This window comes from Tsukamurella paurometabola (assembly GCF_900631615.1).
GTDB classification, from domain to species: Bacteria; Actinomycetota; Actinomycetes; order Mycobacteriales; family Mycobacteriaceae; genus Tsukamurella; species Tsukamurella paurometabola_A.
Genome location: NZ_LR131273.1, coordinates 4,266,227 through 4,279,517, shown reverse-complemented (window position 1 = coordinate 4,279,517; position 13,291 = coordinate 4,266,227). Strand labels below are relative to the sequence as shown.

Below are 13,291 nucleotides of genomic sequence, written 5' to 3'. Positions count from 1 at the left end.
CGGGCCCGCCGGGCTTCGGCCCAGGGAAAACTCGCGTGACCTCGCGTGTCGCGGCGTGCCACACTAGAGGCATATGACAGACATGGATACCTGGGAGCCGGCTCCGACCGTCGGCGAACTCCAGTTGGAGGAGCGCTCGTCGCTCCGTCGCGTCGTCGGCCTCTCGACCGAGCTCGACGACGTCACCGAGGTCGAATACCGGCAGTTGCGTCTTGAGCAGGTCGTGCTCGTGGGCGTGTGGACGTCCGGCTCCGCGGCGCAGGCCGACGCCTCGCTCGCCGAGCTCAAGGCGCTCGCCGAGACCGCGGGCTCGGTCGTTCTCGAGGGCGTCATCCAGCGGCGGGACCGGCCGGACCCGGCCACCTACATCGGCTCCGGCAAGGCGCACGAGCTGCGTGAGGTCGTGCTCGCGACCGGTGCCGACACCGTGATCTGCGACGGCGAGCTCACGCCCGCGCAGCTCAACGCGCTGGAGAAGGTGGTGAAGGTCAAGGTCATCGACCGCACCGCCCTGATCCTCGACATCTTCGCCCAGCACGCGACCTCGCGTGAGGGCAAGGCGCAGGTCAGCCTCGCGCAGATGGAGTACATGCTGCCCCGCCTGCGCGGCTGGGGTGAGGCCCTGTCCCGGCAGGCCGGTGGTCGCGCGGGCAGCAACGGCGGCGTGGGCCTGCGCGGTCCCGGCGAGACGAAGATCGAGACCGACCGGCGCCGGATCCGCGAACGGATGGCGAAACTGCGCCGGGAGATCAAGGGCATGAAGCAGGCCCGCGACACCAAGCGCGGCGCGCGGCGCCGCTCGGGAGTGCCCGCGGTGGCGATCGCCGGCTACACGAACGCGGGCAAGTCGAGCCTGCTCAACGCGCTCACCGACGCCGGCGTGCTGGTGCAGAACGCGCTGTTCGCCACCCTCGACCCGACCACCCGGCACGGCGTGCTCACCGACGGCCGCGACGTCGTCCTCACCGACACCGTCGGTTTCGTGCGGCACCTGCCGACGCAGCTGGTCGAAGCCTTCCGGTCGACGCTGGAGGAGGTCGTGGACGCCGATCTGCTCCTGCACGTCGTCGACGGCAGCGACGTGATGCCGCAGCGGCAGATCGACGCCGTGCGCCAGGTCCTGCGCGAGGTCGCGGGGGAGCGGGAGGCATCGCTGCCGCGGGAGCTGCTCGTGGTCAACAAGATCGACGCGGCCGACCCGGTGGTGCTGGCGCAGCTGCGCGTCGCGCTGCCCGAGGCGGTCTTCGTCTCGGCGCACTCGCGGGAGGGCGTCGACGAGCTGCTCGAGCGGATGACGCAGCTCATCACCGCGGGTGACGTCGAGGTCAGCACCCTCCTGCCGTACGACCGGGGCGATCTCGTCGCCCGGATCCACGCGGAGGGCACCGTGGTGACCGCCGAGCACGAGGCCGACGGTACGCGGATCCTCGCCCGGGTCCCCGGGCCCCTCGCCGGGGCCCTGGCGCAGTACCCGGCACCGTGAGCGACGACCGCGGCCTGCCCCCGTCGGCGACCGCCCGCGCGGGCCTCGCGGTCGCGGTCGGCGTGGTGACGGCGGTGGCCGTCGGGGTGCCCTGGGGCTTCCCCCTGGGAGCGTTGCTCGGCATCGGCGCCGCGGCGGCGGTCTTCGCCGCGGTCGGATGGCTGGTGCTGTGGCCGCTCGACGATTCGGCCACGCGGGCGACGGTGCGCCGCGAGAACTTCCGACCCCGCGTCGCCGAGCTCGTCGTCGGCGTCATCGCGGTGAGTGGCCTCGTCGCCATCGTGATCCTCCTGTTGGCCGGGCGCACCGACGCCCGCGACACCGCGGCCGGGGGCGCGCTGCTGGCGGCCTTCGCGGTCTGGGCCTCGCTGCACCTGACGTACGCCACGCAGTACGCCGCCCTCTACTACGGCGACGAGGGGGACGAGCCGGGCGGGATCGACTGGGGCAGCGACGTCCCGCCCGCGTACCGCGACTTCTTCTACTTCAGCTACAACCTGGGCATGACCTACCAGGTGTCCGACAACTCGGTGTCGACGCGGGAGATCCGGAGCGTCGTGCTGCGGCACTGCCTGCTCTCGTACGTCTTCGGCACGGTGATCCTGGCGACGGCGATCAACCTGGTCGTGGGCATCGTCTCGGGCTAGCCCCGGCCGGCCGCCGCACCGTCGAGGAGCAACTCGACGAGGGCCGCGGCCTTGTCGGGCTGCGGCGGCGTGCCGATGATCATGTCGGACCACAGGAACGACTCCGCCAGGCGCACGATCGCGTACGCGAGGTCGGCACGGGTGACCCCGCGGGCACCGTCGGGCACCGGCACCGCGATATCGGCGAGCCAGCCCTCCACCCAGGCGATGAGCCGCGCCTGCACCACGCTGCCGCCGGACTGCAGCACCCGCATGGCGAACTCCGGCTCGTCCGCCGCGAATCCGGCGAGCGGCGGATAGGCGCGGACCTCGTGCGCGAGCCGGCCGAACGCGCGCAGGAAGGCGGCGCGGTCCCGGACCGTCTCCTCCGCCTCGACCCGCGCGATCGCCTGGGCGATGCCCAGCCAGATCGCTTCGCCCACCACCTGTTCCCGGCCCTCGAACCAGCGGTAGAGCGTGGCCCTGCCGATCCCGCTGGCCTTCGCGAGCTGTCCCAGGTCCACCCGGCGGCCCTCCCGGAACCACTGTGCGGCGCGGCGGATCACCGCGATCTGGTTGTCAGGACGCTCGTCGTGAGACATAATCCTATTTTGTCTCGCCCGGAGCGAGGGTGTCAACGAGGGGAAGTCCCGGATGGATGTGACGTTCACGGCGGAGGAAGAGGCCTTCCGCGACGAGGTGCGGGAGTTCCTGGACGCGCACCTGACCGATGACCTGCGTGCGGCCGGCCGGCTCGCGACGAGCGTGTACTCGGACCACGAGGCGAGCCTGCGGTGGCAGGCGATCCTGCACGAGCGGGGCTGGGCCGCGCCCGCGTGGCCCGTCGAGTGGGGCGGATGCGACTGGACGGTCGCGCAGCACTACATCTTCGCCCGCGAGTCCGTGCTCGCCGGCGCCCCCTTCCTCTCGCCGATGGGGATCCGGATGGTGGCGCACGCCATCATCCGGTTCGGCACCGACGAGCAGAAGAGGTTCTTCCTGCCGGGGATTCTCGACGCGTCGGTCTTCTTCTGTCAGGGGTACTCCGAGCCCGAAGCCGGGTCGGACCTCGCCTCGCTGTCGATGCGTGCCGAGTCCGACGGCGACGACCTCGTGCTCACCGGATCGAAGATCTGGACCACGCACGCGCGCGAGGCGAACTGGATGTTCGCCCTGGTCCGCACGTCCAAGCAGGAGCGCAAGCAGCAGGGGATCACCTTCCTGCTCCTCGACATGACGGTGCCGGGCATCGAGATCCAGCCGCTCGTCATGGCCTCCGGCGAGGAGGTGCAGAACGTCGTCTTCTTCGACAGGGTGCGGGTGCCGAAGGCGAACGTGCTCGGCAGGATCGACGAGGGCTGGACCGTCGCGAAATATCTGCTGGAGTTCGAGCGCGGTGGCGGGGCGTCCGCCCCATGGCTGCAGGTCTCCCTCGATCGCCTCGCCGAGCAGGCCACGACGGTGCCCGGCCGCGGCGGGCGGCCGCTCGCCGAGGACGACGACTTCCGGCTCGGCCTCGCCGAACTCCGCGCGCGGGTCGACGTGCTGGAGATACTCGAGCACCGCTCGCTCGCCGTGCTCGCGGCGGGCGGGAACCCGGGCACCGCGGCGTCGATGCTCAAGATCCTCGGTACCGAGCTGAGTCAGGCGGTCACCGAGTTCATCCGTACGAGCGCCGGACCCCGCGGCCGGGTCTACCAACCGCACGTGACGCGGCCCGGTGGCCCGGTGGTCGAGTACCTGCCACCGGTGGACGGCGCGCACAGCGGCGACCTGTGGCAGGCCGTCGCGCCGCTGCGCTATTTCAACGATCGTGCGGGCTCGATCTACGCGGGCTCCAACGAGATCCAACGGAACATCCTGGCGAAAGCGGCATTGGGGCTGTAGATGGACTTCACACTCACCGACGAACAGACGATGCTGCGCGATGCCGTGCGGTCCTATCTCGCCGGCCGGTACCCGCTGGTCGAGTCGCGGACCGCGGCGCGCTCGGCGGCGCGATGGCAGCCAGGGGTGTGGGAGGCCTTCGCCCCCGAGCTGGGCATCCTCGGCGCGACGCTGCCGGAATCCGTGGGCGGCACGGGCGGCGGCCCCGAGGAGATGATGGTGATCGCCGAGGAGCTCGGCCGCGCGCTCGTCGTCGAGCCGTACATCGGGACCGCGGTCGTGGGGGCGGCGCTGCTGCGCGGCGCCGGCGGCCCCGCCGCGGAGGCGGTGCTGTCGGCGATCGCGGAGGGCGGCGCGCGGATCGCGTTCGCGCTCACCGAGCCCGAGTCCGGACGCGAGCCCTGGGACGTCGGGGCGACGGCCGTGCGTGACGGTGACGAGTACGTACTCGCCGGCGCGAAGATCGTCGTCGCGGACCTGCCGCTGGCGACCCATCTGATCGTCGCCGCCCGGACCGCCGGGGGCCGCCTCGATCGCGACGGACTCTCGCTCTTCGTGCTGGAGTTCGACCCGCAGGCCCCGCCCGCGGGGATGAGCGCGCACTACTTCCGCACGATCGACGACCACCACACGGGCGACCTCGTACTGGCCGACGTGCGTGTGCCCGCGACCGCGCTGCTGGGCGCGGAGGGCGGGGCCTGGGAGGTCATCGAACGCGCCCTCGACGACGGTGCCGCGGCCGTCTGTTGCGAGGCCGTCGGGATCATGCGGTGCGTCGTGGCGGACACGGTGGAGTACGCGAAGCAGCGCCGCCAATTCGGTGTGCCGATCGGCTCCTTCCAGGCGCTGCAGCACCGCATGGTCGACATGTCGCTCGAACTCGAGCAGGCGGTCGCGGCGAGCTACCTCGCGGTCCTCAACCTCGACGCGGAACCTCGGGCGCGGCGCCGTGCGGTGTCCGCCGCCAAGGTCACGATCGCGCGGGCGGCCCGGTTCGTCGGGCAGAACGCGGTCCAGTTGCACGGCGGTATGGGGATGACGGAGGAACTGGCGATCGGTCACTACTTCAAGCGGCTCACCGCCATCGAGACGGAGTTCGGCTCGGCCACCGACCACCTGCGCCGGTACGCGGAGGTCACCTCGGCGTAGGCGTGTTCCGGTCAGACCTCGTGGGTGAGGCAGGCGGCCGCACGACGGACCGCGGCGCGGACCTGGCCGGGTACGCGCGCACCGACGGTCACCGCGAGCGCGATGGGCGGCATGGTGGGCATGGTGTCGACGGCGACGAGTCCGTCGGTCGCGTCGATCGCGGGCAGCAGCGTGACCCCGAGGCCGCTGCGCGCGGCGGAGTACAGGCCCGCGAGATTCGCGGCCTCGGCGGCGACGACGTAGTCGATCCCGGTGCGCGCGAGGGCGTCCGCGGCGGGTGCGCGCAAGACGCAGGGATCGTCGAACAGCAGCACGGGGACCGCCTCGGCGGGGCGTTCCCACTCCCGCGCGGCGTACCAGCGCAGGGCGATGGGGCCGACGGCGTCCGGATGGTCACGGGGCGCGAGGAAGACCGCCACGTCCGCCAGTCCGCGTTCGACCGCGCCCGCGATCTGTGCGCTGCGATCGAACCGGAACTGGGCGGTCCAGCCCCCGGGGAGCGAGCCGAAACCGCGACTGAGCTCCGGGATGAGGCGGTCGGCGCCGTGCTCGGTCGCGGCGACGGACAGCGTGCGGGTCGTGGGGGAGGCGAGCGCGTGCACCGCCGCGTCGTGCGCGTCGAGGATCGCCTCCGCGTGGCCGAGTAGGCGGTTGCCGTGGTCGGTGAACCGGATCCCCCGGCCCGCCTTCTCGACGATCGTGCCCCCGGAGGACTTCTCGAGCCTGCGCAGGTGCGCGCTGACGGTCGACTGCGTGAGGTGGAGCGCCTCGGCGGCTCGGTGGACGCCACCGCACCGAGCGATCGCGACCACGCTGCGCAGCGGCACGATGTCCAGGATCGGCTCGGGCATGAATGAACGATACTGTCGATCGATCGCGATCGTCAATCATTGTTGGACGCGGGGCGCCGGCCCGTTCGACCATCGAGGCATGAGGATTCCGCCCGCGCTCGCGTTGTCCGTCGTCGTGCTCTACGCCTTCGGCTACCCGCTCGGCGCTCTCGGCATCGCCGCCATGAGCCCGTTCCTGCTGCTGTTCCTGCGGTTCGCGATCTCGGGCGCCCTCATGCTCGCCCTCGTGCGGGCGACGGGCCGCCGCCTGCCCCGGGGCGTGGAGCTGGGCCACGCGACCGTGGTCGGGCTCCTGACGCAGGCGACGCAGTTCCTGGGGTGTTACCTGGGACTGCAGGCCGGGGTGCCGGCGGGGGTCGCAGCGCTCATCATCGGCGTGAACCCGGCGGTGACCACGGTGGTGGCGAGGCTCGCGCTCCGCGAGCGACTCACGCCGCGTCGTGCCCTCGCCGCGACGCTCGGACTAGCGGCGGTCGTCGCCGCGTGCTGGTCGACGGTGCCGGCGCTGGCCCACGCCGGGGCGGGGATCGGCTTCACTCTGCTCGGTCTGGTGGGCATCGCCGTGGGCGGGGTGTATCACCAGCGGTTCTGCCGGGGCGTGGACCCGCTGGCGGGGAACGCCGTGGGGATGGCGGTCGCGGCGATCCCGGCGGGCGTCCTGGTGGCGGTCTTCGGCGCGACGGTCGTCCGCCCGATCCAGGGCGTCGTCGTGCTGGTTCTCATGGTGCTGCTCAGTTCGATGACGGCGACCACGTTGTACCTCCGCGTGATCGGCATCGCGGGAGCCGGCGGAGCGGCGATGCTGTTCGCCGTGATCCCGTCGGTCTCCGCCCTGTTCGCCTTCCTCCTGCTCGGCGAGCCGGTGCAGCCGGGCGCCATCGCGGGCCTGGCGCTCGGCGGCGCCGCCTGCGCGATCGCATCCCTCGGCGGACGACGAACGCCGGCCCGCGACCTCTCGGTCGGTGAGCCGGCGCTGCGTGAGGGGAGCGGAGTCAGATCCGGCGCATGACCGTGACCACCTTGCCGAGGATGACCGCGTCATTGCCGTGGATCGGGTCGAAGGCCGGGTTGTGCGGCATCAGCCAGACATCGCGCCCGGTCCGGCGGAAGGTCTTCACGGTGGCCTCGCCGTCGAGCATCGCCGCCACGATGTCGCCGTTCTCGGCCACGGACTGCTGCCGCACCACGACCCAGTCGCCGTCGCAGATCGCAGCATCGGTCATCGACTCGCCCACCACCTTGAGCAGGAACAGCGAGCCCTCACCCACCAGCTCGCGGGGGAGCGGGAAGATCTCCTCGACCGCCTCCTCCGCCAGGATCGGGCCACCGGCGGCGATGCGCCCGAGCACGGGGACGAACGCGGGCTCCGGCATCCGCTCCTCGTCCTCCATCACCTTCTGAATCACCTGCGCCGTGCGCTCCTCGGCGCCCTGGACGTTGACGGCGCGAGGGCGGTTCGGGTCGCGGTGCAGGAACCCGAGTCGCTCCAGGGTGCGGAGCTGGTGTGCGACGGACGAGGTGGACGTGAGGCCCACCTCGTCGCCGATCTCCCGGATGCTCGGCGGGTACCCGCGATCACGCACGGACCGGCGGATCACCTCGAGTACCTGCTTCTGGCGACGGGTGAGGTGATCCTCGGAGACGTTGCCCTGTGCGTCGCGGAAGCGCTTGTCCCGGTGCTGGACCTGTCGTTCATCTGTCATGTGTCGCTCCTCACGCCCGTTCGGTTCTGGTTCCACTGTAGTCCAGGCCGAACGGCCTGACAAACATCTGTTCGAGAATTTCCGGCGCGTGTCTTCCGCTCGGCCGAGGGGTGTGGTAGAAATCGAACAGAAGTTCTCTCGAACACTTGCACGCATTCCGGTGTGACTGGTGGGGCTGGATTGAAAAACTTGTCAGTCCCCTCCGATAGACCTGTGGGTGAGCGAGAAGGAACCGCTACCGACCGAGGAGAGACCATGACCGCGATCATCGATCGAGACGTCATCACCGCAGCGCAGGAGACCGCCGGCACGGCTCAGGCGCTCGTGCGGCACGGCTCCGCCGCCGCCGATCGGCGGGGTGCCACGCGTGCCCGCGGCGTCTCGCCGCGGCTCGCGCGGAGTCGTTCGCACGAGCCGGTGGCGGTATCGATCATCCCGTCGAACGGTGCGGTGGACCGGTCTGTTCGAACGGAGTCCACAGGGGTGCGCGTGACCGGAGCGCGCGGGTCGGCCCGGCGCGCTGTCGAACGTCCGGGCGTGCGTTCCGCAGTGCGGCGCGCGCCCCGCGGTCACTCGCGCGCCGACGGCTGCGCACGCCGCACCCCCGGCCCGTCGCTCGCGGCCTGTGTCCTGTTCGCGGTGGGTGTCTTCGCCGGTCTCGTGGTGCTCTTCGGCGGCTCGTCGTCCGCCGAGCCCGCTCCGACCGCGGCGCAGCCCGCTCTGACCTCGATCGTGACGGTGCGCAGCGGGCAGAGCCTGGAGCAGATCGCCCGGGAGATCGCGCCCGGCCGTGCCGAGACCGCCGTCATGGCGGAGATCGCGGAGATCAACGGGCTGCGCGACGGTCGGGTGCACGCCGGCCAGACCCTCATCACGCCGCGGTACTGACCGCCGTCCACGAGCGAAGGAGACGCACATGACCACCCGTATGGCGATAGTGGATTCCCGGCAGGGCGGGCGTTCGGCCCACCTCGACAACGTGGTGCCGTTCCCGCGCCGAGTATTCTCGAAGGGGAGATCGCGGGGCGCGTCGGTGGCAGGGGCCACCGTGCTGCAGCTGCCCCGCCGGACGTCCGAGCGCAGCCGCGCGGGAGGTGGGCCGATGTACTGCCCGTTCTGCAAGAACGAGGACACCCGGGTGGTCGATTCGCGCGTCTTCGACGACGGGCAGGGCATCCGCCGGCGCCGCTCCTGCAACGAATGCGGACGTCGCTTCACGACCGTCGAGAGTGCGGTGATGGCCGTGGTCAAGCGCAACGGCGTCACCGAGCCGTTCAGCCGGGAGAAGGTCGTCAAGGGCGTGCGGCGCGCATGCCAGGGGCGCGACGTGGCCGAGGACGACCTGCACAAGCTCGCCCAACAGGTCGAGGAGGCCATCCGCGCCACGGGCGTGGCCGAAGTCCCCGCCAATGAGGTCGGGCTCGCCATCCTCGGGCCGCTCCGCGATCTCGACGAGGTGGCGTACCTGCGGTTCGCCTCGGTGTACCAGGGGTTCTCGTCGATCGAGGACTTCGAAGCCGCCATCCGTGATCTGCGTGCCCGCGCGGCTGCCGCGGACCCGACCGACGCCGCCTAGGCCCCGGCGACTCAGGCCAGAGCGGCGATCGCTGCCAGCACCTTCTTCTCCGACACCGAACCGGCGGTCCCGAGGGACTGTGCGAACAGGCTCACGCGGAGCTCTTCGATCTGCCAGTGCACCTGGTCGAGCGCGCTGTCCCGGCGGTGTTCGGGCAGCGAGTCCAACGTGGCCGTGAGCGCGGCGTAGACCCGATCGAGAGTCGCCATCCCGCGGTCGTCGCGGTCCATCGAGCCGGGCAGCGCCGCCCAGCGGGCGGCGGCTCCCGCCGTGTATCGCGGTAGGTGCTGCAGGTGAACGTCCGGTGTGGCCGCGACGAACCCGGGGAACAGCAGGCCGTCGAGTTGTTCCGCGATGTCCTCGGCGGCATCCCGCAGCGCGGGTGGCGCTGCGGCGATGGCTCCCCGGACCTCGGTGGCCGTGGCGATCGCCGTGGCGACGTCCGCGAAGTTCTTCTGGACCGCCTCGCCCAGGCCCGCGCGCACCGTCGCCGTCAGCGCAGTGAATTCGGCGGGCGTCCACGCGAGCCCTGCGCGTGACCGGAGGTCGGTGATGGCGCGGCGCCGGCAGTCGGCGACGAGGTCCATCGGTGTCGCGTACGGACTCTGCGAGAGGGCCAACCGCTCCCGCTGCCCGACCGACTGCAGCACGGATTTGTGCGCACCGGGAAGGACGTTGGCGAGGAGGACGTCGAGCCCGGCGCCCATCAGGGCGGTCTGCTCGGTCTCCGCGGCGACCACCTTGACGCCCGCGGCGTCTCCGGCGGGGTAGAGGGTCCCGAATCCGATGACCCGGCTACCGCGGACCTCGGTGTCGATCGTCCGCGGCACGTCCCCCAGAGTCTCCGCGGTCCACTGCTTCGCCGGTGCACGTTCGTACGCGCCGGCACGGCTCGACAGATCCTGCTGCACCGCGGCGCCGAGCTTCCGCTTCAACGCGTCGAGGTCCTTGCCGGACCCCAGCGTGCGTCCGTCGTCGCCGATCACCGTGAACGTCACCCGCAGGTGATCGGGGATCGCGGCGGGAGAGAAGTCGCCGGCACGGATCACCGTGCCGGACAACTGCGTCAGCTCGCGGGCGAGGCCCTCGGTGAGCGGCTCCGCCCGGGGTGTGAGGCGCGCGAGCGCCGCCGCGGCGAAGTCGGGTGCGGGGACCACCTCGCGGCGCAGCTGCTTGGGCAGCGACTTGATCAGCGCCACGGCCAGCTCTTCGCGCATCGCGGGCACGAGCCACTCGAAGCCGTCCGCGCGGACCGTCGCCAGATCCTTCACGGGGATCCGGGCCGTCACCCCGTCGTCGGCGGCGCCCGGCTCGAAACGGTACTTCAGCGGCACCTCGATGCGGCCCTGCAGCCAGGACGTGGGGTACGCGTCCGCGGTGACGTCGGCGGCACCGTCGGCGAGCAGGTCGTCGACCGTGAAATCCAAGAGGGTCGGGTCGGTGCGCGAGGTCTTCTTCCACCACGAGTCGAAGTGCCGCGCCGAGACGATGCCCTCGGGCACCCGCCGGTCGTAGAAGTCGAACAGTCCGTCCTCGTCGACCACGATGTCGCGGCGGCGCGCCTTGTCCTCGAGGTACTCGGCATCGTCGAGCAGCGCACGGTTCCGGGCGAAGAAGGGGTGCCGGGTCCGCCACTCGCCCTGGACGAGCGCGTGCCGGATGAAGAGGTCGCGCGCGGCGGCGGGGTCGATCCGGCCGAAGTTCACCGTGCGGTCGGCCACCAGCGGCACGCCGAACAGCGCTACCCGCTCCTTCGCCAGCACGGCCTCCCGCTTGGTGGACCAGTGCGGCTCGGAGTAGTGGTGCTTCGCGAGCGGCCCGGCCAGCTTCTCCGCCCACTCCGGCTCGATCTTCGCGACCGTCCGCGCGAACAGGCGGGAGGTCTCCACGAGCTCGCCGGCCATGATGAATCGCGGCGGCTTCTTGGCGAGGGCGGAACCGGGGAAGACGAGGAACTTCGCGTTGCGGGCGCCCAGGAACTCCCGCCCGTCGGGCTCGCGCAGCCCGATGTGCGACAGCAGGCCCGCGAGCATCGCCTGGTGGATCAGGTCGGCCGACGGTGCCGATTCCCGCCCCAGGGAGTCGAGCTTCCAACCGAGGTCGCGGCAGATCTGCCTGAGCTGGCCGTGCAGGTCCTGCCATTCGCGGATCCGTACGTAATGCAGGAACTCCCGTTGGCATTCGCGGCGGAAGGCGCTGGAGCTGAGCTCGGCCCGGCGATCGCCGAGATGGCGCCACAGGTTGAGGTACGAGAGGAAGTCCGACGTGGGATCGGCGAACCGGGCGTGCTGCGCGTCCGCGGCCTGACGGTGCTCGGCCGGCCGCTCGCGCACGTCCTGGATCGAGAGGCCGGCGACGATCACCAGGACCTCCGGTAGTACCCCGAATTCGCGGGCCGCGACCAGCATGCGTGCCATCCGCGGGTCGACGGGCAGGTCCGCGAGCTGGCGGCCGACGGCCGAGAGCCGCTTGTGCCCCTCGGTGCGGATGCCGGCACCGGTCCCGCTCGCTCCGCCCCCGGCGACCTCGAGCGCTCCCAGCTCCTCGAGCAGTGCCGTGCCGTCGCGGACGGCCCGCTCGTCGGGCGGCTGCACGAACGGGAAGGCGGAGACCTCGCCCAGGTCGAGCGCCGTCATCGACAGGATCACGGAGGCGAGGTTGGTGCGGAGGATCTCCGGGTCCGTGTAGACGGGCCGCGCGTCGAAGTCCTCCTCCGAGTACAGACGGATGGCGATGCCGTCCGACGTGCGCCCGCACCGCCCGGACCGCTGCTGCGCCGAGGCCTGCGAGATCGGTTCGATCGGCAGCCGCTGCACCTTCGTCCGGACCGAGTAGCGGGAGATGCGCGCCGTGCCCGTGTCCACGACGTACTTGATGCCGGGCACCGTCAAGGACGTCTCGGCGACGTTGGTGGACAGCACGATCCGACGGCCGGTGTGCGGAGCGAAGACGCGGTGCTGCTCGGCGGAGGACAGTCGGGCGTACAGGGGGAGGATCTCCGTGCCCGGGCGGACGTGGGCCTGCAGTGCCTCGGCGGCGTCGCGGATCTCGCGTTCCCCGGAGAGGAAGACGAGCACGTCGCCGGGAGCCTCGCGGGAGAGCTCGTCGACCGCGTGCACGATGCCCGTGACCTGATCGAGGGGTTCGGTGTCGTCGGTCATCTCGTCGAGCGGCCGGTAGCGGATCTCCACCGGGTAGGTACGGCCGCTGACCTCGATGACCGGTGCGGGCGTTCCGTCGGGCTGCGCGAAGTGCGCGGCGAATCGCTCCGGCTCGATGGTCGCGGAGGTGACGATGACCTTGAGATCGGGTCTGCGGGGCAGGATCTGCCGCAGATAGCCGAGGAGGAAGTCGATGTTGAGGCTGCGCTCGTGCGCCTCGTCGATGATGATCGTGTCGTAGTCGCGCAGCAGCCGGTCGCGGGTGAGTTCGCGGAGCAGGATGCCGTCGGTCATGAGCTTGACCGAGGTCTTCGGCGAGACCCGGTCGGTGAACCGGACGGCGTAGCCGACGGCCTCGCCGAGTTCGGTCTTCGTCTCCTCGGCGATCCGCTCGGCCACGCTGCGCGCGGCGAGCCGCCGCGGCTGGGTGTGCCCGATCATGCCCCGCACCCCGCGCCCGAGTTCGAGGCAGATCTTCGGCAGCTGGGTGGTCTTGCCCGAGCCGGTCTCGCCGGCCAGGATGACCACCTGATTCTCCGCGATGGCCTTCGCGATCTCCTCGCGCCGTGCGCTCACCGGCAGGTTCTCGGGATACACGATCGCGGGGACGGCCGTCCGCCGCTCCGCGTACCGTTCGCGCGCCGCCGCCACGTCGCGCGCGAGCCGCGCCACGTCGGACTCCTTCGCCCGCTTGAGCTTCCCGCGCAGCCGCGTCTCGTCCCGGAGCGTGACCGCCGGCGCGGCGTCCGTGCCGAGGGCCGCGTACAGCTCGCGCTTGGTCGGCGTGTGCGCGCCGGACCCGCTCGCGCCCGCATCGACGGTGCGCGTCTCCTGCTTCGTCATTTGCGACTAGTT

The 13,291-nt window shown here is 71.5% G+C and carries 11 protein-coding genes; 7 read left to right on the top strand and 4 right to left on the bottom strand.

Annotated elements, in window-relative coordinates; genetic code table 11:
- Positions 1 to 73 precede the first annotated feature (73 nt).
- A complete protein-coding gene (hflX, locus tag ELY19_RS21300; protein ID WP_126198264.1) occupies positions 74 to 1,483 on the top strand; it encodes a GTPase HflX in 1,410 nt (469 codons plus the stop codon).
- A complete protein-coding gene (locus ELY19_RS21295) occupies positions 1,480 to 2,130 on the top strand; it encodes a DUF1345 domain-containing protein (RefSeq protein ID WP_227967005.1) in 651 nt (216 codons plus the stop codon). Before hflX ends, ELY19_RS21295 begins: the two co-directional genes overlap by 4 nt.
- On the opposite strand, the gene ELY19_RS21290 is transcribed toward ELY19_RS21295, so the two are convergent.
- A complete protein-coding gene (locus ELY19_RS21290; RefSeq protein ID WP_126198263.1) occupies positions 2,127 to 2,711 on the bottom strand; it encodes a TetR/AcrR family transcriptional regulator in 585 nt (194 codons plus the stop codon). The genes ELY19_RS21295 and ELY19_RS21290 overlap by 4 nt on opposite strands.
- Before the next feature lie 52 nt (positions 2,712 to 2,763).
- Here ELY19_RS21290 and ELY19_RS21285 point away from each other — a divergent pair, with 52 nt between their 5' ends.
- On the top strand, positions 2,764 to 3,996 hold the full coding sequence (locus ELY19_RS21285) for an acyl-CoA dehydrogenase family protein (RefSeq protein ID WP_126198262.1): 1,233 nt from the start codon (positions 2,764 to 2,766) through the stop codon (positions 3,994 to 3,996).
- Complete coding sequence (locus ELY19_RS21280) at positions 3,997 to 5,145, top strand: acyl-CoA dehydrogenase family protein (protein WP_126198261.1); 1,149 nt, start codon at positions 3,997 to 3,999, stop codon at positions 5,143 to 5,145.
- An 11-nt stretch (positions 5,146 to 5,156) separates the two neighbouring features.
- Here the strand turns inward: ELY19_RS21280 and ELY19_RS21275 are convergent, their stop codons facing one another.
- Entirely contained in the window at positions 5,157 to 5,996 is an 840-nt protein-coding gene (locus tag ELY19_RS21275) for a LysR family transcriptional regulator (RefSeq protein WP_126198260.1), read from the bottom strand.
- Positions 5,997 to 6,075: 79 nt separating this feature from the next.
- Between ELY19_RS21275 and ELY19_RS21270 the strand changes: the two genes are divergently transcribed.
- Positions 6,076 to 7,005 carry a DMT family transporter gene (locus tag ELY19_RS21270; RefSeq protein ID WP_164711676.1) on the top strand — a complete coding sequence of 310 codons (930 nt, stop codon included), beginning with the start codon at positions 6,076 to 6,078 and terminating at the stop codon, positions 7,003 to 7,005.
- Here ELY19_RS21270 and lexA read toward each other — a convergent pair.
- Positions 6,989 to 7,699, bottom strand: a complete 711-nt coding sequence (gene lexA, locus ELY19_RS21265; RefSeq protein ID WP_126198258.1) for a transcriptional repressor LexA — start codon at positions 7,697 to 7,699, stop codon at positions 6,989 to 6,991. The genes ELY19_RS21270 and lexA overlap by 17 nt on opposite strands.
- Before the next feature lie 255 nt (positions 7,700 to 7,954).
- Here lexA and ELY19_RS21260 point away from each other — a divergent pair, with 255 nt between their 5' ends.
- Positions 7,955 to 8,587, top strand: coding sequence for a LysM peptidoglycan-binding domain-containing protein (locus ELY19_RS21260; RefSeq protein WP_126198257.1), 633 nt, complete (start codon positions 7,955 to 7,957; stop codon positions 8,585 to 8,587).
- Positions 8,588 to 8,801: 214 nt separating this feature from the next.
- Positions 8,802 to 9,275 carry a transcriptional regulator NrdR gene (gene nrdR, locus ELY19_RS21255; protein ID WP_126198976.1) on the top strand — a complete coding sequence of 158 codons (474 nt, stop codon included), beginning with the start codon at positions 8,802 to 8,804 and terminating at the stop codon, positions 9,273 to 9,275.
- A gap of 11 nt (positions 9,276 to 9,286) precedes the next feature.
- Here the strand turns inward: nrdR and hrpA are convergent, their stop codons facing one another.
- Positions 9,287 to 13,279 carry an ATP-dependent RNA helicase HrpA gene (hrpA, locus tag ELY19_RS21250; RefSeq protein ID WP_126198256.1) on the bottom strand — a complete coding sequence of 1,331 codons (3,993 nt, stop codon included), beginning with the start codon at positions 13,277 to 13,279 and terminating at the stop codon, positions 9,287 to 9,289.
- Positions 13,280 to 13,291 lie beyond the last annotated feature (12 nt).

Excerpts from the sequence above, each read along its gene's own strand:
- hflX (WP_126198264.1), top strand. The coding sequence starts at position 74 with ATGACAGACATGGATACCTGGGAGCCGGCTCCGACCGTCGGCGAACTC.
- ELY19_RS21290 (WP_126198263.1), bottom strand. The coding sequence starts at position 2,711 with ATGTCTCACGACGAGCGTCCTGACAACCAGATCGCGGTGATCCGCCGC.
- ELY19_RS21285 (WP_126198262.1), top strand. The coding sequence starts at position 2,764 with ATGGATGTGACGTTCACGGCGGAGGAAGAGGCCTTCCGCGACGAGGTG.
- ELY19_RS21280 (WP_126198261.1), top strand. The coding sequence starts at position 3,997 with ATGGACTTCACACTCACCGACGAACAGACGATGCTGCGCGATGCCGTG.
- ELY19_RS21275 (WP_126198260.1), bottom strand. The coding sequence starts at position 5,996 with ATGCCCGAGCCGATCCTGGACATCGTGCCGCTGCGCAGCGTGGTCGCG.
- ELY19_RS21270 (WP_164711676.1), top strand. The coding sequence starts at position 6,076 with ATGAGGATTCCGCCCGCGCTCGCGTTGTCCGTCGTCGTGCTCTACGCC.
- lexA (WP_126198258.1), bottom strand. The coding sequence starts at position 7,699 with ATGACAGATGAACGACAGGTCCAGCACCGGGACAAGCGCTTCCGCGAC.
- ELY19_RS21260 (WP_126198257.1), top strand. The coding sequence starts at position 7,955 with ATGACCGCGATCATCGATCGAGACGTCATCACCGCAGCGCAGGAGACC.
- nrdR (WP_126198976.1), top strand. The coding sequence starts at position 8,802 with ATGTACTGCCCGTTCTGCAAGAACGAGGACACCCGGGTGGTCGATTCG.
- hrpA (WP_126198256.1), bottom strand. The coding sequence starts at position 13,279 with ATGACGAAGCAGGAGACGCGCACCGTCGATGCGGGCGCGAGCGGGTCC.